General features: G+C 72.8%; 21 protein-coding genes, 2 pseudogenes and 1 riboswitch. Of the genes and pseudogenes, 11 read left to right on the forward strand and 12 right to left on the reverse strand.

What is annotated here, in order from left to right; all coding sequences use genetic code 11:
• Window positions 1-71 precede the first annotated feature (71 nt).
• The gene (locus ACFWV2_RS09695; RefSeq protein ID WP_384404315.1) at window positions 72-1109 is read right to left on the reverse strand and encodes an ABC transporter substrate-binding protein; all 1038 of its coding nucleotides are present in this window, start codon (window positions 1107-1109) and stop codon (window positions 72-74) included.
• Between the two features lie 228 nt (window positions 1110-1337).
• On the opposite strand from ACFWV2_RS09695, the gene ACFWV2_RS09700 reads away from it, so the two are divergent.
• The 3 genes and pseudogenes from ACFWV2_RS09700 to ACFWV2_RS09710 all read left to right on the forward strand — a co-directional run.
• Window positions 1338-2513, forward strand: coding sequence for a hypothetical protein (locus ACFWV2_RS09700; protein ID WP_384404317.1), 1176 nt, complete (start codon window positions 1338-1340; stop codon window positions 2511-2513).
• Between the two features lie 48 nt (window positions 2514-2561).
• Window positions 2562-2690, forward strand: coding sequence for a hypothetical protein (locus ACFWV2_RS09705; RefSeq protein WP_360783636.1), 129 nt, complete (start codon window positions 2562-2564; stop codon window positions 2688-2690).
• 295 nt (window positions 2691-2985) lie between these two features.
• A pseudogene (locus ACFWV2_RS09710) lies at window positions 2986-3396 on the forward strand (response regulator); the annotation flags it as partial.
• A gap of 120 nt (window positions 3397-3516) precedes the next feature.
• Here the strand turns inward: ACFWV2_RS09710 and ACFWV2_RS09715 are convergent.
• Window positions 3517-4806, reverse strand: coding sequence for a phosphatidylserine/phosphatidylglycerophosphate/cardiolipin synthase family protein (locus tag ACFWV2_RS09715; protein ID WP_384404319.1), 1290 nt, complete (start codon window positions 4804-4806; stop codon window positions 3517-3519).
• Window positions 4807-4829: 23 nt separating this feature from the next.
• Window positions 4830-6289 (reverse strand): annotated as a pseudogene (locus ACFWV2_RS09720) (MFS transporter).
• A gap of 485 nt (window positions 6290-6774) precedes the next feature.
• On the opposite strand from ACFWV2_RS09720, the gene ACFWV2_RS09725 reads away from it, so the two are divergent.
• Window positions 6775-7179 (forward strand): DUF4259 domain-containing protein, encoded by a 405-nt coding sequence (locus ACFWV2_RS09725; RefSeq protein WP_384404653.1) that lies wholly within the window; start codon window positions 6775-6777, stop codon window positions 7177-7179.
• Between the two features lie 298 nt (window positions 7180-7477).
• On the opposite strand, the gene ACFWV2_RS09730 is transcribed toward ACFWV2_RS09725, so the two are convergent.
• The gene (locus ACFWV2_RS09730; RefSeq protein WP_384404321.1) at window positions 7478-7939 is read right to left on the reverse strand and encodes a MarR family winged helix-turn-helix transcriptional regulator; all 462 of its coding nucleotides are present in this window, start codon (window positions 7937-7939) and stop codon (window positions 7478-7480) included.
• A 106-nt stretch (window positions 7940-8045) separates the two neighbouring features.
• On the opposite strand from ACFWV2_RS09730, the gene ACFWV2_RS09735 reads away from it, so the two are divergent.
• Window positions 8046-8993 carry a zinc-binding alcohol dehydrogenase family protein gene (locus tag ACFWV2_RS09735; RefSeq protein WP_384404323.1) on the forward strand — a complete coding sequence of 316 codons (948 nt, stop codon included), beginning with the start codon at window positions 8046-8048 and terminating at the stop codon, window positions 8991-8993.
• 57 nt (window positions 8994-9050) lie between these two features.
• Here ACFWV2_RS09735 and ACFWV2_RS09740 read toward each other — a convergent pair whose 3' ends face one another.
• From ACFWV2_RS09740 to ACFWV2_RS09750, 3 genes are read right to left on the reverse strand one after another with little or no spacing between them, the layout of a single operon-like run.
• Window positions 9051-9467, reverse strand: coding sequence for a hypothetical protein (locus tag ACFWV2_RS09740; protein WP_384404325.1), 417 nt, complete (start codon window positions 9465-9467; stop codon window positions 9051-9053).
• Between the two features lie 11 nt (window positions 9468-9478).
• Window positions 9479-9760: a DUF397 domain-containing protein gene (locus tag ACFWV2_RS09745; protein ID WP_384404327.1), complete on the reverse strand. Its 282-nt coding sequence runs from the start codon at window positions 9758-9760 to the stop codon at window positions 9479-9481.
• Window positions 9720-10568, reverse strand: a complete 849-nt coding sequence (locus ACFWV2_RS09750; RefSeq protein ID WP_384404329.1) for a Scr1 family TA system antitoxin-like transcriptional regulator — start codon at window positions 10566-10568, stop codon at window positions 9720-9722. Before ACFWV2_RS09750 ends, ACFWV2_RS09745 begins: the two co-directional genes overlap by 41 nt.
• Before the next feature lie 84 nt (window positions 10569-10652).
• Between ACFWV2_RS09750 and ACFWV2_RS09755 the strand changes: the two genes are divergently transcribed.
• Window positions 10653-11060 (forward strand): ATP-binding protein, encoded by a 408-nt coding sequence (locus tag ACFWV2_RS09755; protein WP_384404331.1) that lies wholly within the window; start codon window positions 10653-10655, stop codon window positions 11058-11060.
• Between the two features lie 57 nt (window positions 11061-11117).
• A complete protein-coding gene (locus ACFWV2_RS09760; RefSeq protein ID WP_384404333.1) occupies window positions 11118-11747 on the forward strand; it encodes a class I SAM-dependent methyltransferase in 630 nt (209 codons plus the stop codon).
• A 43-nt stretch (window positions 11748-11790) separates the two neighbouring features.
• Here the strand turns inward: ACFWV2_RS09760 and ACFWV2_RS09765 are convergent, their stop codons facing one another.
• Window positions 11791-13272: a hypothetical protein gene (locus ACFWV2_RS09765; protein WP_384404335.1), complete on the reverse strand. Its 1482-nt coding sequence runs from the start codon at window positions 13270-13272 to the stop codon at window positions 11791-11793.
• Window positions 13273-14353: 1081 nt separating this feature from the next.
• Between ACFWV2_RS09765 and ACFWV2_RS09770 the strand changes: the two genes are divergently transcribed.
• Window positions 14354-15235, forward strand: a complete 882-nt coding sequence (locus ACFWV2_RS09770) for an N-acetylmuramoyl-L-alanine amidase (RefSeq protein WP_384404337.1) — start codon at window positions 14354-14356, stop codon at window positions 15233-15235.
• A 105-nt stretch (window positions 15236-15340) separates the two neighbouring features.
• On the forward strand, window positions 15341-16213 hold the full coding sequence (locus ACFWV2_RS09775; RefSeq protein WP_384404339.1) for a DUF5336 domain-containing protein: 873 nt from the start codon (window positions 15341-15343) through the stop codon (window positions 16211-16213).
• Window positions 16214-16297: 84 nt separating this feature from the next.
• Here the strand turns inward: ACFWV2_RS09775 and ACFWV2_RS09780 are convergent, their stop codons facing one another.
• Complete coding sequence (locus ACFWV2_RS09780) at window positions 16298-16843, reverse strand: hypothetical protein (protein WP_384404341.1); 546 nt, start codon at window positions 16841-16843, stop codon at window positions 16298-16300.
• Between the two features lie 110 nt (window positions 16844-16953).
• On the opposite strand from ACFWV2_RS09780, the gene ACFWV2_RS09785 reads away from it, so the two are divergent.
• Window positions 16954-17244, forward strand: a complete 291-nt coding sequence (locus ACFWV2_RS09785) for a hypothetical protein (RefSeq protein WP_384404343.1) — start codon at window positions 16954-16956, stop codon at window positions 17242-17244.
• A gap of 21 nt (window positions 17245-17265) precedes the next feature.
• Here ACFWV2_RS09785 and ACFWV2_RS09790 read toward each other — a convergent pair whose 3' ends face one another.
• From ACFWV2_RS09790 to ACFWV2_RS09800, 3 genes are all read right to left on the reverse strand, one after another.
• Window positions 17266-18342, reverse strand: coding sequence for a prenyltransferase/squalene oxidase repeat-containing protein (locus ACFWV2_RS09790; RefSeq protein WP_384404344.1), 1077 nt, complete (start codon window positions 18340-18342; stop codon window positions 17266-17268).
• Window positions 18339-19112, reverse strand: a complete 774-nt coding sequence (locus tag ACFWV2_RS09795; protein WP_384404347.1) for a class I SAM-dependent methyltransferase — start codon at window positions 19110-19112, stop codon at window positions 18339-18341. Before ACFWV2_RS09795 ends, ACFWV2_RS09790 begins: the two co-directional genes overlap by 4 nt.
• 208 nt (window positions 19113-19320) lie before the next feature.
• Window positions 19321-20640, reverse strand: coding sequence for a glycosyltransferase family 4 protein (locus ACFWV2_RS09800; RefSeq protein WP_384404349.1), 1320 nt, complete (start codon window positions 20638-20640; stop codon window positions 19321-19323).
• 273 nt (window positions 20641-20913) lie between these two features.
• On the opposite strand from ACFWV2_RS09800, the gene ACFWV2_RS09805 reads away from it, so the two are divergent.
• Window positions 20914-21549: a TetR family transcriptional regulator gene (locus tag ACFWV2_RS09805; protein ID WP_384404351.1), complete on the forward strand. Its 636-nt coding sequence runs from the start codon at window positions 20914-20916 to the stop codon at window positions 21547-21549.
• Window positions 21550-21733: 184 nt separating this feature from the next.
• Window positions 21734-21808, forward strand: a riboswitch (cobalamin riboswitch).
• The last annotated feature ends 88 nt before the right edge of the window (window positions 21809-21896 follow it).

Genomic DNA, 21896 nt, shown 5'->3' on the forward strand with positions numbered 1-21896 from the left:
CGGGGGGCGCCGTGCCGGAGCGGGCGCCGGTACGGGGTCGTACCGGCGGCGCCCGCGCCCCGTACCCGCTCCTACTTCTCGACGAGGTCGGCGCGCAGGTCGTCGAGGACGCTGTTCGCGGCCGTGACGCCGAGGCCGAGGTACCAGGTCTCGTCCGGGACGTCCTTGGCCTGGCCGGACTTGACCGCCTTGAGGTTCTTCCAGAGCGGGTTGGCCTGGGCGGTGTCCTTCTTGGTGGCCTTGGCGTCGCCGTACACGCCGGTGAAGATCCAGTCGGCGTCGGCCTCGTCGATCTTCTCGGGGCTGATCTCGGCGGCGAGGTCGTCGATCCGCTGGTTCGCGGGCCGGGGCAGGCCGATGTCCTCCAGGATGGTGCCGATGAAGGACGCCTTGGCGTAGAGGCGGATCTTGCCGGGGAGGTAGCGGACCATGGAGATGGTCGGCTTGTCCGGGCCGATGTCCGTGCCGAGCTGCCTGGCCTTGGTCTCGTACGCGGCGAGCTTCTCCTTCGCCTGGGCGGTCCGGTCGAGCGCGGCGGCGTTGAGGAGGTAGTTCTCCTTCCAGGTGAAGCCGGGGCGGAGGGAGAACACGGTCGGCGCGATCTTCGACAGTTCGTCGTACTTGTCGGCTGCGCGGAGCTGGCTGCCGAGGATCAGGTCGGGCTGGAGGTTGGCGATGGCCTCCAGGTTGAGGTTGTTGATGGTGCCGACGGACTTGGGGGCGCCCGCGTCCTTCTTGAGGTAGCCGGGGATGCCGTCGTCCCCCTCGGAGGGGGCGTAGCCGACGGGCTGGACGCCGAGGGAGACGACGTTGTCGAGTTCGCCGACGTTGAGGACGACGACCCGCTCGGGGGCGGACTTCAGCTCGGTCCTGCCGAGGGCGTGGGTCAGGGTGCGGGGGAACTGGCCGGCCTTCGCGTCCGTGCCCATGGCCGCCGTCCTGGCCGCCGCGTCGCCGAAGTCCTTGCCGCCGGTGGCGACGTCCTTCTTCTTGCCCGTGTCCTCCTTCGCGGCGGCGTCGGATCCTCCGTCGCCTCCTCCGCAGGCCGCGAGCGAGAGCGTGGCGGCGAGGGCGACGACGGCGGCGGTGCCGCGGCGGCGGAGGGACATGAGAAGGCTCCTGTACGGGTCCTGGCGGGGATACGGGCGCTACCGGGGCGGAGCCGCAGACTCCGTTTAGGTTCGCCTTACCTTACTCACCACGGGCAACTCCAGCACAGGCCCCCCTCGCCCCTCAGCCGAATCGCCACAGGGCCACCCTTATGTGTGAAGTGACCGGGCTCGTGTTGTTCGGCTGGGAGTGCGAAAACTAGCTTCGTGGCCGGAGGTGACGAGTCGATGACAGCGTGTGCCATCGAGACGACGGCCGAGGACGACGACCGCGAGGGGAACCGGGGCGGGGAGCGCCCCGGGAGCGGTGCCTGGCCGACCGGGTTCACGATCACGGCGAACGGCGCGTACGCCGCCAGGCTCGCGGGCGTCGGGGACGCCCTGTACGTGGAGCGGTGGACCCTCGACGGCCCGGAGCCGTACGCCGTGCCGCTCCCCCTCGACCAGCCGGAGGAGCCGGGCACCCAGCTGCTGCCCCTCGCGGACGGGCGGGTCCTCGTCGCCCGCCGCGTGGACGGGCGGCGGAACACGTTCTCGTTGCTCTACCCCACGGGCCCGGCGACCGGCGAGCTCCAGCTCGGCGCGGTCCAGGCGCCGGGCTCCGAGCACCTGGTGCTGCTGCCGCCCGCGCCGGACGGCATCTGCGCGTACGCGATGTGCGTCGGCCCCGACACGACCACGGTGTGGCTGGTCGCGGGTGGCGCGTTCGGCCCGGAGCAGGTGGCGGAGGTCAGGGGCCGCTGCTCGGGCGGGGTGTGGCTCGACCGTACGGGCCGGATGCTGGCGCTCGACCGGCAACTCGGGGACGGGCCGGTGAAGGCCGTCGCCGTCGACCTGGAGCGCGGCGGGGAGGTGACACCCCTGCTCCAGATCACCGAGGACAGTCACGACCGGCTGCTCCTCGCGGACCCGGACAGCGGGCTCCTCCTGATCCGTTCCGACGCGCCGTCGCCGGGGCACGACCGGCTCGGCTGGGGGGTGCTGGGGAGTCTGCTTCCGGTGCGGTTCCCGGAGTGCCTGCGGCTGGACGACGCTGCGGTGACGCCGTTCGCCGTGCAGCCGGGGCAGGTGCTGATGCCGGAGAGCTGCGGGGTGGCGCTGCGGATCGACGCGGCGGCCGGGAGCTGGGTCGGCATCTGGCGGCCCTCGGCCCGGCGGATGGGTCACGTGGCCGCGCCGGCGGGCTGGCTGGCCGGTGCGGGCCTGTGGACGGCCGGGGGCGTGCTGCGGCTGCCGTACGTGACGGCCGGGGCGCCGTGCGGGCTGGCGGACCTGGAGGCGCCGCCGGAACCGGAGCCGGTGCCCGGGCCGGTGACGGTCGCGGCGGTCGTGGAGGAGCCCCGGGTGTGCCGGCCGGTGCCGCTTCAGCAGGCACCCCTCACCGACCGCAGACCCGCTGGCTAGACTCTCGGGCTGCACAGCAGGACCGATGTCAACGGGGTGATTTCGACCATGTCGGAGAACAGCACGCACGGGCAGGAGCCGCTCGGTTCCGGCAAGCACCGCGGTGAGGCCGCGCCGACGGAGGACTCCGCGTCCTCCCCCCGCGGCCGCCACCGTCGCGAGCCCGACGGGCAGTGACCGGGGTGACCGCGCCGACCGCGCGGTAACGGCAGTCCAGCGAGCCGAAGGGCCCCGGGGTCACCCCCCGGGGCCCTTCGTCCAGAACGCGTTCTATGCCGGTGGTCCCCCTGTACAGCCGAGCCGATCGCGCTCGGGAACCCTCCTGACGTGACGTCAGAAGCGATGTCGGCGCGTCCGCGCGCGCGGGTCGCGGCCCCAGGCGGCAGGCTTGCCCCGGGACCGTCCCGCGGGCGGTCCGGGTCGCCGCGGAACCCCGTGGAGGCCCCCGCCCACACGACGGGAAGCCCACGGAATGATCAGGATCCTGCTCGCCGAGGACCCCGGGACGACACCGGGCGCGCTGGCGCTGCTGCTCGGGATGGAGCACGACTTCGAGGTCGTCGCGCGGGTCGGGCGCGGCGACGAGGTCGTGGACGCGGCGCTCGTCGGGCGCCCCGATGTGGCCCTGCTCGACGCCGAGCTGCCGGGGCGGTCGGGGTTCGACGCGGCCGGGGACCTGCGAGACGAGGTGCCGGACTGCCGGGTGCTGGTCCTCGCGACCTCCGGGCGGCCGGGGTATCCGCGGCGGGCGAGGGAGGCGGGGGCGGCCGGGCTCCTGGTCAAGGACGGGCGCGTGGAGGAGCTGGCGGAGGCGGTCCGGCAGGTGCTGCGCGGGGAGACGGTCTTCGATCCGGTGCTCACGGCGGCGGACCCGGACGCGGGCCGGGACTGACGGCCCGCGTCCGTACGGCGGCGGTCGCGGCGGCGGCATGGCCGGGGCCGGCCCGGGGCCCCGGCCGTGCGGCGGCGGCTACGGCACGGCCGCGGGTGGAGGAAGAGAGTCCTACAGGTCGCGTTCCGCGAGGGAGGCCGCGCGCTGAGCCTCGAAGTTCGTCGCGTACTGGCCGAAGACGGTCGTGTCCTCGTACTTGAGCAGCGTCTCGTCGTTCACCGTCAGCGCCATCCCCGTGTACGTGTGGCTGCCGGTGAAGACGATCTTCTTGTCGACCCCGTTGAGGTACGTGCCCTCGATCAGCAGGTACTTGGTGTGGGTGTCGGAGCCCCCGCGGCCGTCGTTGTCGAGCGCGTGCAGGATGATCCGGCCCTTCCCCGAGGTCGGCCTCGTCAGCCAGGTGGACACCTCGGACTGCGGCGTGCCGGTCGCCGCGTCCCAGTTCTCGAGGGAGCGGTACACGATCTCGACGTGACAGCCCTTCTCGGCGAGTTCCCACAGCTGCCTGGCCACCTCGGTGCGGGTGATGTGTCCCTGGGCGATGCGGATCCTCGTACGGCCGTCGGCGGTGCCGAAGCCCGGGGAGTTGCCGCCACAGGGGTTCGCGGTGCCGGCAGGGGCGACCGTCTTCAGGATGTTCACGACGACGTCGGTGCCGGACCGGGGGAAGAAGTAGACCTTGGCCTTGCCCGCCTGGGTGTCGTGGGCGTAGTCGGCGACCTGCGGCCTCTCCCCGACGGCCGCACCCGCCTGGTCGTCGAAGTAGCGGGTGTACGCGGTGAAGAGCTCCGTGTTGCCGACCACCGTCAGGGCGTCGTTCCACCAGGCGTCCGTGTCCTGCCCGGTGAGGTTGCCGGAGGACTGCACCACCACGTTGTCGACCGCGGTGTCGCCCTTGCCCTTCGTACGGGAGAACAGGAAGAACTTGTTGTGGTTGACGTTGGGGTACCAGCCGTCGGGGTCCGAGGCCGTGGTGCCCGGGTCCAGGGCGAGGCAGGCCTCGGACGTCTTGCAGGTGCGCACCCAGGACGGCGCGCTGCCGGGCTTCGCCAGCTCGGTGGCGAGGTAGGTGGCCGCGCCCGAGGTGCTGTCGCCGTCGAGGACCACCTGGACGGAGACGCCCCGCCGGTGGGCGGCGACCAGCCTCTCGGCCATGTACTGGGAGTGGAACAGGTAGAGGGAGATCCGGATGGACGAGTCCGCCTCGGCGCCGTCGACGAGACCCGTCAGGTGGAAGAGGATCCGTCCCGTGGCGGCCTTGTCGGTGCTGGACGGGTCGTTGAACGTCGCGCCGGTGGTCACGGCCACCACCGGCTCCGCGGACGCCGAGGGCGCGACCGTCAGGGCCGCGCCGACGGCGAGCGCGGTCACGGCGGTTCTGAACCTGCTCTTGATCATCATGAGGAGCATTGTCACCCGTTCCGTCACCCGCGCCGGGCCGCCTCCTTCGGCAGCCGGAGCAGCATCAGCGCGGCAGCCGTGACGAGGACGCAGGCCGAGACGCGGAAGGCCGTCGCGTAGCCCGGGACCAGGTACGACGGGTCCGGTGCGCCGAGGACGACGAGGGAGGGCGTGGCCGCCGCGGCGATGGTCGTCAGGGTGGCCAGGCCGAGCGCCCCGCCCATCGTGCGGGAGGTGTTGACGAGGCCCGAGACCAGACCCGCGTCACCCGGGGAGGCGCTGGAGGTGGCGAGCGTCGCGAGCGGGGTGGTCGCGAGGCCGATGCCGCCCATCATGAGGACGCCGGGACCCAGGATCGTGCCGAGGAAGGTGCCGTCGGCGGTCAGCGTCGACTGCCAGGCGAAGCCGGCGGCGCCGATGAGCGCGCCGATGACGGCGAGGTTCCTGGCCCCGACGACCGGCATCAGGTGCGGGGCGAGCTTGGAGCCGAGGAGGACGCTCAGGGAGCTGGGGACGAGCGCGAGACCGGCCTGGAGGGGGGTGTAACCGAGGACGTTCTGCGCGTACACCGTCATGAAGAACCACATGCCGAAGGAGCTCGAACCGCACAGCAGGATGGCCGCGTTGGCCGTCGACACGGCCCTGTTGCGGAAGATGCCCAGCGGCACGAGAGGCTCCCGGGTCCGGGACTCCACGAGGACGAAGACGGCGAGCAGGGACAGGCCGCCGAGCAGCGGCAGCAGGGTGGCGGGGGTGATCCAGCCCACCGCCTCGGTCTGCACGATGCCGTACGCGAGGGTGGCGAGGCCCGCCGTGACGAGGACGGCGCCCGGCAGGTCGAGGCGGCGGCCGCCCGCCGTGCGGCTCTCCCGCAGCCACAGGCCGGCGGCGACGAGGACCAGGATGCCGACGGGGACGTTGATGAGGAGGACCCAGCGCCAGGACAGCAGGTCGACGAGGAGCCACCGACGAAGCCGCCCGCCGCGCCGCCGGCCGCGCCGACCGCCGTCCAGGTCCCGATGGCCCGGGTGCGGGCGGCTCCCGCCGGGACGGCGCCCGTGATGAGGGTGAGGGTTGCCGGTGACAGGAGGGCGGCGCCGAGGCCCTGCGCGGCGCGGGCGCCGATCAGGTACTGGCCCTCGGGGGCGAGGCCTCCGACGACGGACGCCGCCGTGAAGAGCCCGAGGCCGAGCAGGAACATCGCCTTGCGCCCGTAGAGGTCGGCGGCCCGCCCGCCGAGCAGCATGAAACCGGCGAAGGCGATCGAGTAGGCGTTGAGCACCCACTGGAGTTCCAGGGTGGAGAGTCCCAGGTCGGCCTTGAGCGACGGCAGGGCCACGTTCATGACGGAGACGTCGAGGACGACGAGGAACTGCCCCGCGCAGGCCGCGAGGACGACCAGCCAGGGGCGGGCGGGGGCGGGTATGGAGGGGAGGGGGGCGGAGGCCGTGGCGGCCTTGCTTGCGGGGTCGTTCTGCGGCATGGCCGTCATGGTCGCAGACGCCCTCCACCCCGTACATACGCCGAGAGTCCTACGCCGCGGGCCCCGGTGACGGCCCGCAGCGGGGCGAGCGGCCGCGGTCGCTACGGGCTTCCGCGGGGCCGGGGTGCGAGGTCGCGGGGCCGGCGTCGACGATCACGACGACCCGGTGGGGGCCGTACGACCGGGCGGATCCTCGCGGCATGTGCGATTCCTGGCACTCCCGCGGCGGCTCCACCGGCGACGATCGCCGCATGAGCAATGATCCCCCGCCCTGACCACCGCTCTGGCTTCCTTCCACGCCCTGTGGAGCCCCCGCGTCGTCCCCCACGACGAGGTCCCGGCCCACATCGACGCGACGACGGCCACGCCCTGGACCTCTGACGGCCACCCGCGTCCCCGCACCCGTCAGGGCTGGACGGCCGTTGTCAGTGGTGCCTGCCACGATGCCCGTACCTCCGATCGACGACAGAGAGGGCGTTCGCGCCATGGGCACCTGGGACATCGGCCCCTTCGACAACGACACCGCCGCCGACTTCTCGTACAGGGTGGACAAGGCCCCGGCGGAGAAGAAGGCGGACGTGCTCCTCGCCGCGTTCGGCGAGGTGACCGGGACGGGGGGCGACTACCTGGACTCGGACCTTGCGGCGGAGGCGATCGCGTCGGCCGCGCTGGTCGCGGCGCAGTGCCCGGGCGGCGACCCGGTCACCACCGCGTACGGGCCGAAGGACCCCCTGCCCGAGCTCCCGGCCGGGCTCCGCCCGACGGCCGTCGCGGCCCTGGACCGCGTCCTCACCGAGCCGTCCGAACTCCTCGAACTGTGGGAGGAGGCACACGTCGAGGAGTGGAAGACGGGGGTACGGAGGCTGCGCGCGGTCCTCGCCGAGGCCTGACCCGGAAGGCCCGCCGGGGGCCGCCCGGCGGGGCTTCGGTCTCAGCGGGCCCTCGGGCCCGACACAGCCCGGTGCATCCAGGCCGATCCCCTCGTCGGGGGCGGGATATTCGTGGACGGGGAGACGGACGCGGAGCTGAGGAACCGTCATCGAACTCTTCGCGAAGGGGATCGACTGCGCGCCCCGGACCGGCTCTCGGCAGACCTGGTCGGCCAGGTCGTGCCCCTCGGCGACGGCGCCGGGCGGGGCCTGGGGAGACAGGTCGAACTCGGGATCGTTCATGCGCTTCTCGTTCCGCTCAGCCGGCGGGCGGGGCCGTCGCGTTGCGCGTCTGCTGGACCAGGACGGTGGTGGCGCGTTCCAGAAGCGCGCACAGTGCCGCGTACTCGGACGGGGCGAACGCGTCGGTGAGCGCGCTCTCCAGGATGACCACCTCCCGGTAGGCGCGGTCCAGCAGTTCCTGCCCCGCGTCGGTGAGGGTGGCGATCTGCACCTTGGCGTGCACCGGTGACGTCTCGCGGCCGATGAGCCCCTTGCCCTCCATGTTGGCCAGCACGCTGCTCATGCTCTGCTGGGTCACCCCGCAGGACCGGGCCAACTGGGCGCCGGACATGCCGCCTTCGCGCGCGAGGACCAACAGCACGGCGTACTGCGTCATGGTCAGCCCGTAGGTGCGCAGCACGGCCTCGTGGTGCGCCATCAGCGCCTGCTCCGACCGCCTGATCCGGGTGCAGAGGTCGTTCTCGATCGGGGCTTCCACCGCGTGCGCTCCCATTCCATTGACAGGTTCATGGGTTGACTCAGGAACCTTATATACCTACGGTCTCGACTGTAAGGATACTGAGTCAACACAAGGAGCTGTCACCATGAAGGCTGTCGTTCTCGACCCCGATGACCACTACCGCCTCACCGAACTCGACGAGCCCACCCCCGGCCCCGGCCAGGTGGCGATCCGCGTGGCCTACGCCGGGGTGCAGTGGGGCGACACCATGGTCAGGGACGGCCACTTCGCCGTACCGCGCCCCTTCGTCCCGGGGTTCGAGGCATCCGGGCACGTCGTCGCGGTCGGCGCGGGCGTCGATGCCCGCCGCATCGGTGAGGCCGTCACCGCGCTGACCACCTCCGGTGCCTACGCCGAGGTGGTCCTTGCCCCCGCCGCCCTCGCCCTCGGCACCGGCAGCCTGCCGCTGAGGACGGCGGCGGGGCTCGGGTGGGCCGCGCCGACCGCCTACGACCTGATCCACACCGCCGCGCGGGTGCGGCCCGGCGAAAGCGTGCTCATCCACGCCGCCGCCGGCTCGGTGGGCACGCTCGCCGCCCAGTTCGCCCGACTGGCCGGAGCCGGCCGGATCGTCGGCGTGGTCGGCACCGCCGACAGGGCCGCCTACGCCGCGCGGTTCGGGTACGACCGGCTCCTGCTCCGCGAGGAGTTCCCGGCCGCGCTCGGCGACGAGAAGCTGGACGTCGTCCTCGACCCGGTCGGCGGCCCGGCCCGCACCGCAGGTTTGGAGCGGCTGGCGGCACACGGCCGACTCGTGGCGTACGGCAACCTCGCCACGTACGCACCCGTCCTCGCCGACACCAACGACCTCCTCACGCACGGCACGTCACTGCTGACCTACAACAGCAACCTGCTCAGCCGGACCCATCCCGAACGGCTCGCCGACAGCGCCCGTCGCGCACTCGACCTCGTCGCCGACGGCGAGATCCGCACCGACATCACCGCCGAGTACGCGCTCGAAGACCTGGCCACGGCCGTGCAGCGCCTCGCCGAGGGCACGACCTGCGGAAAGAGCATCGTCCGCGTCGCCTGACCACAGGCGAGAACCCGACGGCCCGCCACCCTGGGCGGGTGCGCGGCCGACCACCCGTCAGCGGCCGCCGACAGGACGCCTCAGGGCCAGGACGACGCTCGTGACGGTCGCGGTGACAGCGGTGACCGCGAGGACGAGCAGCCCGGGATTGACCCACCACGGGACGACCTCCGTGCCCCGGCACACCAGACTGACGGGAAGCGCGCCGCTGGAGTCCGGATGGACCTTCATCCCCGCGTTGAACCAGCACGCGTCCTCAGGGAAGAGGAACGGCATGTACGAGAGGCCGTACAGGTGCAGCGCCCCGCCGGTGAGGTAGGCGAGGCCCGCGATCCAGGCCGCCTTCCGGGCCGCTGAGCGGCGAGGCCGGGACGGCCCCTCGCCCCTACGGGCCCGGACCAGGCCCACGAAGGTGATCCCCGCCCACGCCGGCAGGGCGAGGGCGAGGATCAGCATCCCTACGAGAGTCGCCACGGTCAGTGCCCTCAGCGGCCGACGCGCCCCTCGGCGGCGGCGGTGACGAAGGCCGTGAAGGCGGAGGGGGTGGCGAGGAAGGCGGGACCTTCGGGGTTCTTGGAGTCACGGACGGCGATGTGCGCGGTGAGGTCGGCGACCTGGATGCAGGCGCCGCCCGTGTCGCCGCTGTACGAGGACTTGCGCCAGGCGGCGGCGCCGAGCGGGGCGCACTCGATGCACTGGCCGCCGGTGTCACCGCTGTACGACGACTTACGCCAGCGCACGGCCGTCAGGTTCTGGTCGGTCCCCATAGTGTTCCTCCATGACGCCGGCAGTCAGTTCGGCCGATCGCTCCACCGAGAGGGCGGCGGCCTGAAGGTGATCGTAACGGAGCGAGCCCTCCCGGAAGGCGGCCGGATCGGCGGTCATATGGCCCTGGACGAAGTCCTCGGTGTAGACGAGGTCGGGGTCGTCCTCGAAGCGCAGCAGGTTGAACGAACCCATCAGCCCGGCATGCGCTCCGGCCTCGAACGGCAGGATCTGGATCTTCACCCACTCCCGCCCCTGCATCGCCAACAAATGGGCTAGTTGGGCTCGCATGACCGCGGGTCCGCCGATCTCCTGGCGGAGCACCGCCTCGCTGAGCACGACCCAGAGCAGCGGCGGCGTCTCGCGCTCCAGGATCCGCTGCCGCTCGATGCGGGCCGCGACCTTGGTGTCGAGGTCCCCGTCGGTCCGAGCGCCCAGGACGGCCCGCGCGTACGCCTCGGTCTGGAGGAGTCCGTCGATCAGTTGGGCCTGGAACGAGTAGAGGTACGCCGCCCGCGCCTCCATCTCCGCGTACGCCTGGAACCACGTCGGCAGCTGGCTCCGCAGAACCAATCCCACCAGGCGCGTGAACACCCCGCCCGTCATCAGGGCCGCATCCAGGCGTTCCGAGAACTCGCGCGTGGGGACCTTCCTGGCCGTCTCCACTTGGCCGATGAGGGACGCCGTACAGAAGAGGACCTTGCCCAATTGCGGCTGGTTGAGCCCCGCCTCCTCCCTCAGACGGCGGAGTTCCGACCCGTAGTAGTCCAGCGGCGAGGCGCTGGGATCCAGGCTGCGGATGTTGACCACGACGAGGTCACCCCCAAGCTCACGCGGTGAGGCGTTCGGTTCAGTTCGTAGCCGAGCGTAACGACCCGACCTCATTCTGGTGGCATGAACCACGTAACGGACCTCTATCCCGCGGAACTTGGGACCAGCTACCGGATGGGCTTCACCGTCGGTGAGCACTCGGCCGGTCACATGCGCCGCATCCTGCGCGTCTTCCTCGCGCGGTGGGATCTCGACCGCCTGTCCGACTCCGGGACGCTCGCGCTCACCGAGCTCGTCGCGAACGTCGTCCGGCACGTTCCGGAGCGGCGGTGCACCGTCCTGATCCTGCGGGAGCCGCACGGACTGCGGGTCGAGGTGGCGGACGCCGTCCCCGGGCCCGTGATCGCGAAGCTCGCCGGTCCGCTGGACGAGAGCGGGCGGGGGCTCGCCCTCGTGGAGGCGACGACGGACCGGTGGGGGGTGGAGGAGACCGCCGAGGGGAAGACGGTGTGGTTCGAGTGCGACGGCTAGGGGACGCGTAGGGCACGATGGGCGCCCGTACCCGCGTACCCGCCAGTAGGAGTCACCATGTCCGTGCCCGCGCCCGAGATCCTTGCCGCCTTCGAGGCCGCGAAGGGGTTCATGCCCGCCGGGGAGGGGCTCGCCCTGTACGAGGCGGCTGCCGGGGCGGCGAAGCTCGGGCTGCCGCTCCTGGAGGTCGGCACGTACTGCGGGCGCTCCACGATCCTGCTCGCGGACGCGGCCCGGCAGGCGGGGACGGTCGCGGTGACCGTCGACCACCACCGGGGCAGCGAGGAGCAGCAGCCGGGGTGGGAGTACCACGACGCGACGGTGGTCGACCCGGAGGTGGGGCTCATGGACACCCTGCCGACGTTCCGCCGGACGCTGCGCAAGGCGGGCCTCGAGGAGTACGTGATCGCCGTCGTCGGACGGTCGCCGCAGGTCGCGAAGGTGTGGGGCGGACAGCTCGGGCTCGTGTTCATCGACGGCGGGCACACCGACGAGCACGCGACCAACGACTACGAGGGCTGGGCCCCCAAGGTCGCTCCCGGGGGCCTGCTCGTCATCCACGACGTCTTCCCGGACCCGGAGGACGGCGGCCAGGCCCCGTACCGGATCTACCTCCGCGCCCTGGAGTCGGGCGACTTCGAGGAGGTCTCGGTCACCGACTCGCTGCGGGTGCTGCGCCGCCGCTGAGGGCACGGGACCCGGAGCGGCGGCGCGGGGCCGGACGGCGAGGTCAGTACAGCGACGTCACGTACAGGCAGTTGGTGTAGCTGTAGCCGGGCTCGATCTTCGTCCTGCTGGACTTGGTGTCACCGGCCGCGGACGTGCCGGTGGTGGCCCGCTTCTGGAGGAAGTGGTAGTCGCCGGCGGGCAGCAGCAGGGTCGCCTTCGGGTACTTCGACGCCGGCCCGGTGCACGCCTTGATCTTCGGCGAGATGGTGAGGAGCGGGGTCTTGTACTTCGTGCAGGTCGTGCACGCATCGAGGGTGATCTTGCCGGTCATCGGGCCCGTGTAGAGCAGCTCGACCTCACCGGGGCCGTCGTTGCTCACCACCATCACCATCCGGGCGCCTCCGGGGACGCCGACCGGGGGCAGCTTCCTGCCGGCCTCGGGCACCTCGTCGGCGATCTCGGCGGCGATGGCGATGGAACGGGCGTGCGCGGCTTGCGGGCTGCTCGGGTAGTCCTTGGCGTACTGGGTCATGGTCGTGCCCGCGTCGTCGAACTCCTTGCTCCTGAACTGGTGGGTCCCGCAGGCGAAGTCGCCCTTCTGGACCGCGCCGGCGGCCTCCTTCGAAGCACTGTCGACGGCCGGGTCCGTCATGTTGTCGAGTGAGGAGCGCAGCGCCCGCAGCTCGTCGGTGGTCTCGCAGGGGGCGGTGCCGGCGGTGAGGGCGGTCGTCCGGGTCTTGATCGCCGCCCGTACGGCCGGTTCGACCCGCGTCGCCTGGGGCGACTTCGGGAAGGTGTCGTAGAGCGCGTTGAGGCTCTCGCTCGCGGGCGGGTCCGCGGCCTCCACGCCGAGCGCGTCCGTCCCGCACCGGAAGAGGGACTCGGCGAGCGGCTCGTCGGCCTTGGCGGGCCGGGTACCGAGCAGCTCCTTGTCGACGGTGCCGGCGAGGCCGCGCAGGTGCTTGAGCGGCGCGACGGCGGCGCAGAACGCCTTCTTCGCGTACGGGCGGGACAGCGTCTCGTAGTACGTGTCGAGCCGCGCGGGGACCAGCTTCCCGGCCCGCGAACCCGCGTGCTCGGTGCCCAGGTCCTGGTAGTCGGCGAGCGCCTTGCGGTAGATCGGCTCGGCCTTGTCGAAGGGCAGGCCGTCTGCGGACGTCACGAGCCCGTCCGCCGCCGACAGGCGTTCGAGGAGGGCCTGCTCCTTCGCCTCGCCGCGGGCTGCGCCGTACGCGAGGGAGCCGCCGGCGGGCACGGCGAGCAGCACGAGGGCGAGCGGCAGCGCGAGGCGGCGGAAGGAGGCGCCGATCCGCAGGTTCGCGCGCAGCCCGCGCCTGGCCCCGTCGGCGGCGACGGCGAGCAGGAAGACGCCGTAGCCGGCGAGGAGCCCGAGGGGCACGCCGTCGACGTCGGCGGGGAGGGCGATGACCAGGAGGGCGGCGGTGGCGGCCCAGCAGAGGGCGGCGCCGATCCAGTGGCGCAGGAGGACGTAACCGAGGCCCAGGCAGGAGAGGTTGAGCAGTCCGACCATGGCGGCCTGCACGGGGTTGGCGTCACCGCGCGGCTGTGGAGGCGGAGGGCCGCCGTGACCGGGAGGCGGGCCGTAACCGGGGGGCGGGCCGTAACCGGGGGGTCCGTAGCCCGGCGGCGGGCCGTAACCGGGCGGAGCGCCGGGCGGCGGTACGGATCCGCCCCCGGTTCCGGCCTCGCCCCAGGGCGGCGGGGCGCCGAAGCCGGGCGTGGCCCCTGCGGGGGCGGGTGCCTCGCCGCCGTGCGGGGCGGAGGCCGCAGGGAGAGGCGGGGTGGATGCCGCGGACGGCGGCGCGGACGGCGGCGCGGACGGCACGCCGAAGGCGAGCGTGGGCGCACCGGCCACGGGAGCCGAGGGGGCTGCCGGGGCCGGGGACACGGCGGGGGCGGCGGGAGCCGCTGGCGTCGGAGCTGCGCCCGGGGCGTCAGGGGCCCGGGATACGGCCGGGGCCGCCGGGGCCGCTGCGGCCGTAGGCACGGCCGGGGCCGGGGATACGCCCGGGGCCGGAGGCGCCGCCGGGGCCGGAGGGGCCCACGGCGCTTCGGAAGCCCTCGGGTCCCCGCCGCCCCTCGAAGTCCCGCCCCGAGGTGTGTCGTTCGGCTCGGGGCGAGCGTCGCTCGGCGCGAGTCGCGCGTCGGCCGGCTCCGGGCGCGCGTCGCTCGGCTCGGGACGAACTGCGACCGGTTCGGGACGGGCGTCGGCCGGTTCCGGGCGCGCGTCGCTCGGCTCCGGGCGCACGCCGCTCGCCCCGGGACGAGCCACGGCCGGCTCCGGGCGCGCATCGCCCGGCTCGGGTCGTGCGCCGACCTGTTCGGGACGGGCGTCGGCCGGTTCGGGACGGGCGTCGGCCGGTTTCGGGCGTGCGTCTTTCGGTTCGGGACGGGCATCTTTCGGTTCGGGACGGGCGTCGTTCGGTTCTTCCCCCACCACGGTTCCCCCTCGTGGGCCCATGCGCGGTGGCACCCCACCGTCGCCTCTTTCTGTCTACCCTTCACCGTTCGCGCACACGCGTCCACCGTTCCGCCGAGCCGGTGACCAACCTGCGACGTAGGGCCTGCCGCGATTCGCCACCGGCAGGGCCTAAAGTCGCTGGGTGCCGTACGACCACCCGAACACCGCCCGCCGTGCCCTCGCCCTCGCTCTCGCCGCCCTGGGCTGCTGCGCCGTACTCGCCGGGTGCGCGGCCCCGCAGGTCTCGCCGCCGGCCGGGAAGCCCGGGGAGAGCGGGCAGTCCCCGGAGACACCGCGCGAGAGCGTGACGCCCTCCCGGACACCGCTCTCCTCCGCCCCGGGACCGAGCAGATCCCTCGCCGGGCGGACCATCGTCGTCGACCCCGGTCACAACCCCGGCAATTTCCGCCATTCCGCAGAGATCAACCAGAAGGTGAACATCGGGACGAACCGCAAGGAGTGCGACACCACCGGCACGTCCACGAACGCCGGATACACCGAGGCCTCCTTCACGCTCGACGTCTCCCACCGCCTTCGGGACCTCCTCACCGCCCAGGGCGCCACCGTCGTCCTCACCCAGGACGCCGACCGCCCATGGGGGCCGTGCATCGACGAGCGCGCCCGGATCGGGAACGAGGCCCGAGCCGACGCCGTCGTCTCCGTCCACGCGGACGGCTCCGCCGTCGGCCACCGGGGGTTCCATGTGATCCTGCCCGCACGCGTCCGCGAGGGTTCCGCCGACACGACGAGGATCGTCGGGCCCTCCCGCGAGCTCGGCGAGCGGATCGCGGACGGGTTCGCCCGCGCCACCCGAACGGCACCCTCCAACTACCTGGGCTCCGGTACGGGCTTGGACGTCCGTGGCGATCTGGGCGGACTCAATCTCTCAACCGTCCCCAAGGTCTTCGTCGAATGCGGCAATATGCGTGATCCGAAGGACGCACAGCTGCTCACGTCAGCGTCGTGGCGGCAGAAGGCGGCCCAGGGGATCGCGGACGGCATCGCCACCTACCTCAGGGGGTAGGACCGACGGGCGATAGATTCGCTCCGTACGATGGGGCCGCCCCCGTGCCCGGACCCCGAGCGCCACCCCGACGCGACGACCGACGACCGACGAAGGACTTCTCACGTGAATATCCGCTCCCTCACCCGAGGCGATGGCGTGCTGATCGGTGCAGCGGTGGTGCTGTTCATCGCCTCGTTCCTCTCCTACGCCAGCTGTGACGGCCCCGAGCAGCTCTGCGAGCAGGTCGACCTCCCGAACGCGTGGGAGGCCTCGCCCCTCGGCTGGGGCGCCTTCTTCCTCGGCATCGTCGGCGTCGCGCTCGTCGTCCTCTCCCGCGCCCTGCCGCAGCAGCGCAAGGTGGCCGGGCTGGAGCTGGGTCAGGTCGGCACGGCGTTCACCATCGCCTCCGCATGGACCCTGCTCATGTGGATCTTCGAGTCGAACAACGCCGGCGCGGGCCTGATCCTCGGCCTGATCGCCGCCCTGATCGCGGCCGCCGCCGCCGTCGCCGGTCCGCTGGTCCCCGCCCTCAAGGCCCCGCTCGTCGGCGCGCCGCGTCCGCAGACCCCGCAGCCGTACGGCATGCAGCCGGGCCAGCCCGGCCCGCAGGGCGTCCCCGGCGGCGGCTACGGCTACCCGGGCGCGCAGCACCCGCAGTACGGCGGCCAGCAGGACCCCTCGCAGGGTGCGGGCCAGCAGTTCGGCGGGCAGGCCGGCGCCCCGCAGCCGCACACCCCGCACCAGCCGGAGCCGCAGGCACAGGCGCAGGCCCCGGCCCCGCAGGCGCAGCCCGCCTCGGACTTCTCGCCGTTCTGGTTCGCCGTGCCGGTCGCCCGCCCGCTGTACGCGGAGGACGGCTCCCAGGCGCCGATCGCCGAACTGGCTCCGGGTACCTGGTACCTGGCGGTCGAGCAGCGCGGTCCCGCCCTGGTGGCGCAGACGCAGGACGGCCGCCGGGGTGTCCTCCAGGACACGACGGGCATCCAGCGCGGCTAGTACCGCACGGCACCCCGTACGTACCGACGGCCCCTCGTCCGGATTCCTTCCGGACGAGGGGCCGTTGCCGTACAGTCCCGATGTCTAGCCGCCCAGTTGCGAGGTGGTGGGCACCTTGTCGACGACCTCGGCGCCGGCGCTCTTCCCCGCGTCCTTGACGCTGTTGATGATGTTCTCGAAGGCGCCGACGTCCGCGTCGCCCGCCTCGCCCTTGCGCAGCTTCGTGCCAAGGTCCTTCAGCGAGTCGATCCCCGCCGAGAGCGGCGCGACCGCTTGGGAGAGCAGCGGGTCGCCCTTGGCGTTGTTCACCGCCGCCTTCAGCCGGTTGTACGTGAACGCGCCCGCGAGGCCCGCCTTCACCAGCGCGAAGGTCCGCCCGTCCGCGCCCTTCGTGAACTTGCCCGCCCGGTACGGCTTCACGATCCACTGGTACGTGGCGCCCGCGGCGAGACCGGCGTTGGCCACGAACCGGGTCTTGGCCAGCTTCTGCTGCTCGAACGTGCTCGTACCCGACGGGGTCGCGGCCCCGCTCGCGCTCTGCCCGTCGTCACCACCGCAGGCGGCGGTGGTCAGGAGCAGGGTGCAGGACAGCAGCAGTGCCACGACTCCACGCGAAACACCTCTGGGCACGACGGAACCTCCCTGGGACGATGGCGCCAGCCTCACCCCGGTCCGGCCCAGCCGCCACCGGGACGACTCCGTACGGGTTTCGAAGCGCGACCCACGGCAACCCGAGGGGTATGACTTCCGGACGGAGCAACACGCAAGCGGCGAGAGTGATCAGCGTCCTGGCCGATGTCATGGCCGCGATCATCATTCTCTGGATCCTGATGTACCTGCTGGGCGCCAACCGGGGCAACGACCTGGTGGAGTTCGTCCAGAGCGCCGCCCGCTGGCTGGCGGGCTGGTCGCACGACCTGTTCACCTTCGACGAGGGGTGGGCGCGGGTGGTGGCGGGCTACGGTCTGGCCGCCGTCGTCTACCTCGTCATCGGACACGCGGTGGCGGGGCGCCTGACGCGCCGCCACTGAGGGCCCGCCCGGCCCCCGGGTTCACCCGCAGCAGTCCGGTTCGAGGCCCCTCGGCAGTCGCTCGCCGCCGAACACCGCCCCGGTCGCCTCGTCGCCGCCCAGCGCCGCCACGGCGAGGAGCAGCGAACCGGCGGTCCACGCGGTGAGCTCCTCGGGCCAGACGGCCCGGTCGCCCTCGAAGACGTAACCGGTCCAGTACATGCCGTTCTCGGCGCGCAGGTGCCGGATGGACTGGAGGATCTCCAGGGCCCGGTCGGACTCGCCCGTCGCCCAGAGGGCGAGGGCGAGTTCGCAGCTCTCGCCGCCGGTGACCCACGGGTTGGGCAGGACGCAGCGCACGCCGAGCCCGGGGACGACGAAGGCGTCCCAGCCGGCGTCGATACGGGTCTGCGCCTCGGGGCCCGTGACCGCGCCGCCGAGGACCGGGTAGTACCAGTCCATCGAGTAGCGGGACTTGTCGAGGAAACGCTCGGGGTGCCGGCGGATGGCGTGGCCGAGGGCACCGGCCGCCAGCTCCCAGTCGGGCTGCGGCTCCTCGCGGGCCTCGGCGATGGCGAGGGCGCAGCGGAGCGCCTGGTGGATCGACGAACTGCCGGTCAGGAGCGCGTCATCGACGGGGGTGCCGTCGGCCTCGCGCTTCCAGCCGATCTGGCCGCCGGGCTGCTGGAGTCCGAGGACGAACTCGACGGCCGCGTAGACCACGGGCCACATCCGGTCGAGGAAGGCGTCGTCGCCGGTCGACAGGTGGTGGTGCCAGACGCCGACGGCGATGTACGCGACGAAGTTGGTCTCCCGGGCCCGGTCGGTGACCTGGTCGGGCTCGCCGTCGTGGTAGGCCGCGTACCAGGAGCCGTCGCTGTTCTGGTGCCGGGCGAGCCACTCGTAGGCGCGGGCTGCGGCAACGTGCTCGCCGGCCGCGTCCAGGGCCATGGCGGCCTCGGTGTGGTCCCACGGGTCCAGGTGGTGGCCCCGGAACCACGGTATGGCGCCGTCCTCGCGCTGCACCGCCAGAATCCCGGCGACGGTCTCGGCGGCCTCTTCGACGGTGAGGACGCCGGGCAGGACGAGGTGTTCCGCGATCCGCTCGGGGGACGTCACTTGGCCGCGTCCACGGCGTCGGCCTCCGGGCGGGGGTTCCCGCCGCGAAGCGAGGGGGAGTGCGGCTTGGTCGCGTACGCCACGAAGCTCTTGCCGACGACCGGGTTGAGCAGCTGCTCGGCGATCCGCGTCAGGGCGGGCTTCTTCATGATGTCCCAGACCAGGAGCTTGTGGTAGGCGCGGACGGGCAGCGCCTTGTCGTTGTCGACGCCGAAGGCGCACTTCAGCCACCAGTACGGCGAGTGCAGCGCGTGCGCGTGGTGGGTGCCGTACGGCTTGAGTCCGGCCTCCCGGATCCTACCGAGGAGTTCGTCGGCCTTGTAGATGCGGATGTGGCCGCCCTCGACCTCGTGGTACGCGTCGGAGAGCGCCCAGCAGACCTTCTCGGGGCCGTAGCGGGGCACGGTGATCGCGATGCGGCCGCCCGGCTTGAGGACGCGGACCATCTCGGCGAGGACGCCCTTGTCGTCCGGGATGTGCTCCATGACCTCGGAGATGATGACGACGTCGAAGGACTCGTCGGGGAAGGGCAGGTTGAGCGCGTCGCCCTCCATCGCGGTGGCGGTCGCACCCGCCGGGGCCTCCCCGGCCTCCTTCATCGCCGCGAACCACCTGGCGACCTCGCGGATCTCCTCGCCGTTCTGGTCGAGGGCCACGACCTGCGCACCGCGCCGGTAGCACTCGAAGGCATGCCGCCCCGCCCCGCAGCCCAGATCGAGCACACGGTCGCCGGGGGCGAGCGGGAAGCGGGTGAAGTCGACGGTCAGCACGGAGTCGTCCTGCTTTCGCGGTTTGAGGATGGTTGTGGGCAGGCGCCGCCGCCGGACTGTGGGCAGGTGTTCCGCAGGGCGATGGGGGTCCCCCCTGCCCGGGCGAAGCCGAGAGCTCGGGGGAAGGCGGGCACGACCCGACCGGCGGGCCGCGCCCGGCGACAACGGCGAGGTGCCACCGGCGCACCCATGCGACAACGGCGAGGTGTCACCGGCGCACCCCGGCGCCTTGGCGGGCGATCGCCTCCCGGTACAGGTCCGCGGTCCCCTGCGCCGCCCGCGCCCAGGTGAACCGCTCCAGCACCCGCGCACGACCCGCCACGCCGAGCCGCCCCCGCAGCTCCGCGTCCCCCAGGACCCGTCCCAGCGCGCCCGCCAACGCCCCCGCGTCCCCCGGCGGCACCGCGAGGCACGTCTCCCCGTCGGCCCCGGCGACCTCCGGGATCGCGCCGCCCGTCGTCGCGACGAGCGCCGTCCCCGTGGCCATCGCCTCCGCGGCGGGCAGCGAGAACCCTTCGTACAGCGAGGGCACGCAGGAGACCTGCGCGGAGCGCACCAGGTCGACGAGCTCGGCGTCGCTGATGCCCTTGACGAACTCGACGGCCCCGTCGAGCCCGTACCGCTCGATGGCCTGGGCGACGGGCCCGTCCTCGGCGCGCCTGCCGACGACGACGAGGTGCGCGTCCGGGTTCTCGGTGCGGAGCTTGGCGAGCGCCTCGATCAGATGGACCAGGCCCTTGAGGGGGACGTCGGCGCTGGACGTGGTGACGATCCGGCCGGGGACCTCGGCGACAGAGGGGTCCGGGGACCACAGGTCGGTGTCGGCGCCGATGTGGACGACCTCGACGCGGTCCTCGCGTACGCCGAGGTGGTCGACGATCTCCTGCCGGGAGGTGCCGGAGACGGTGAGGACGGACGGCAGGCGACGGGCGACGCGCTTCTGCATGCCGGTGAAGGCGTACCAGCGGCGGACGGAGGCGCGGCGCTTCCAGTCGGCGGCGGCGTCGAGTTCGAGCTGCCGGTCGACGGTGATGGGGTGGTGGATGGTGGTGACGAGCGGGGCGCCGATCGCGCGCGGGCCGCCGAGGAGCCCGTACCCGAGGGTCTGGTTGTCGTGGACGACGTCGAAGTCGCCGCGCCGGGCGGCGAGCGTGCGCCGGGCCCGCAGGGAGAAGGTGAGCGGCTCGGGGAAGCCGCCGGTCCACATGGTGGCGACTTCCAGGGCGTCGATCCAGTCCCGGTACTCCGCGCGCTTCGGGGTGCGGAACGGGTCCGGCGAGCGGTAGAGGTCGAGGCTGGCGATCTCGGTGAGCGGGACGCCCTCGTCGAGCGTGGGGTACGGCTGGGAGCCGAAGACCTCGACGTGGTGGCCGAGTCGGGCGAGTTCGCGGGAGAGGTGCCGGACGTAGACGCCCTGTCCGCCGCAGAAGGGATTCCCCTTGTAGGTGAGGAGAGCGATCCGCAGCGGAGTGTCACCGGTCGCGGTGACGCCCTGGCGGGGGCCTGCCTCTATGGCCTCAGCGGTCATGCGCGACCCCCTTCGAGCGTGCGTTTCGCCGGAGCGTAACCGCTCGCGCTAATCTAGAACAAGTTACAGACTTGAACGGTCGCCTGATCGTTCGCCCGGCTTTCCCGGCCTTCTCGCTCCGCCGAGGCGGCCGACGGGGAGGGAGCCGGGCGTGAGTCAGGGAGGACAGCATCTACCGGCAGGTAGCTCCGCGGTGAGATCCGGAGCAGGTGATTCACACCACGACGCCCGCACCGCCATACTGACGCTCCCCACCGCACCGAACGGGACCTCATGACCGCAGACGCCAGAGCGGACCACAGACCCGCGTCGCCGCCCCTCACGGAACGTCAGGAGGCGCGCCGCCGCCGCATCCTGAACGCCAGCGCCCAGCTCGCGGCGCGGGGCGGCTTCGACGCCGTGCAGATGCGGGAGGTCGCCGAGGCGGCCGGGGTGGCCCTGGGGACGCTGTACCGCTACTTCCCGTCCAAGATCCATCTGCTGGTCGCGACGATGCAGGACCAGCTACAGCACCTGCACACCACGCTGCGGAAGCGGCCGCCGGCGGGCACCGACCCGGCGGAACGGGTCGCGGAGACCCTGATGCGCGCCTTCCGCGCGCTCCAGCGCGAGCCGCAGCTCGCCGACGCGATGGTGCGGGCGCTGACCTTCGCGGACCGCGGCGTGAACCCCGAGGTCGACACGGTCTCGCGGCTGACGACGGCGATCATCCTGGACGCGATGGGGGCGGAGCACCCCACCCCGTCGCAGCTGTCGGCGGTCCGGGTCATCGAGCACACCTGGCACTCGGCACTGATCACCTGGCTGTCCGGGCGCGCCTCGATCGCCCAGGTGAAGATCGACATCGAGACGGTCTGCCGGCTGATCGACCTGACGGCTCCCGCGGCGGCGGAGACCGCGCGGCGCTGACGACTCCGGCCGCGCGTGAGGCCCCCCCCGGCCCCCGCGGTCCGCGCTGACGACTCCGGTCGCGCGCGAGGCCCCCGGGCCCCCTCGGTGTTCTCGCGGGGTACGTGTGAGGCACCTCCCACCCCCGGGGCGCCGCGCCTACGGGCCGGTAGAGTGGGGTCACGTCGTCATCATGCCCGTACGGGGGGAAGCCGGTGCGAATCCGGCACTGACCCCGCAACCGTATGCCGCTCCCCACGAGCGGCGAGTCGGAATGCCCCGTCCGGGACGTGACCGCCGGCACCGTCGAGGAATACGGAGCCGGAGCCTGGTGCCCCTGTGGCGTGCCGGTGCCCGGCCGCAGGAGA

It is taken from the genome of Streptomyces sp. NPDC058671, from assembly GCF_042716475.1.
Lineage (GTDB): Bacteria > Actinomycetota > Actinomycetes > Streptomycetales > Streptomycetaceae > Streptomyces.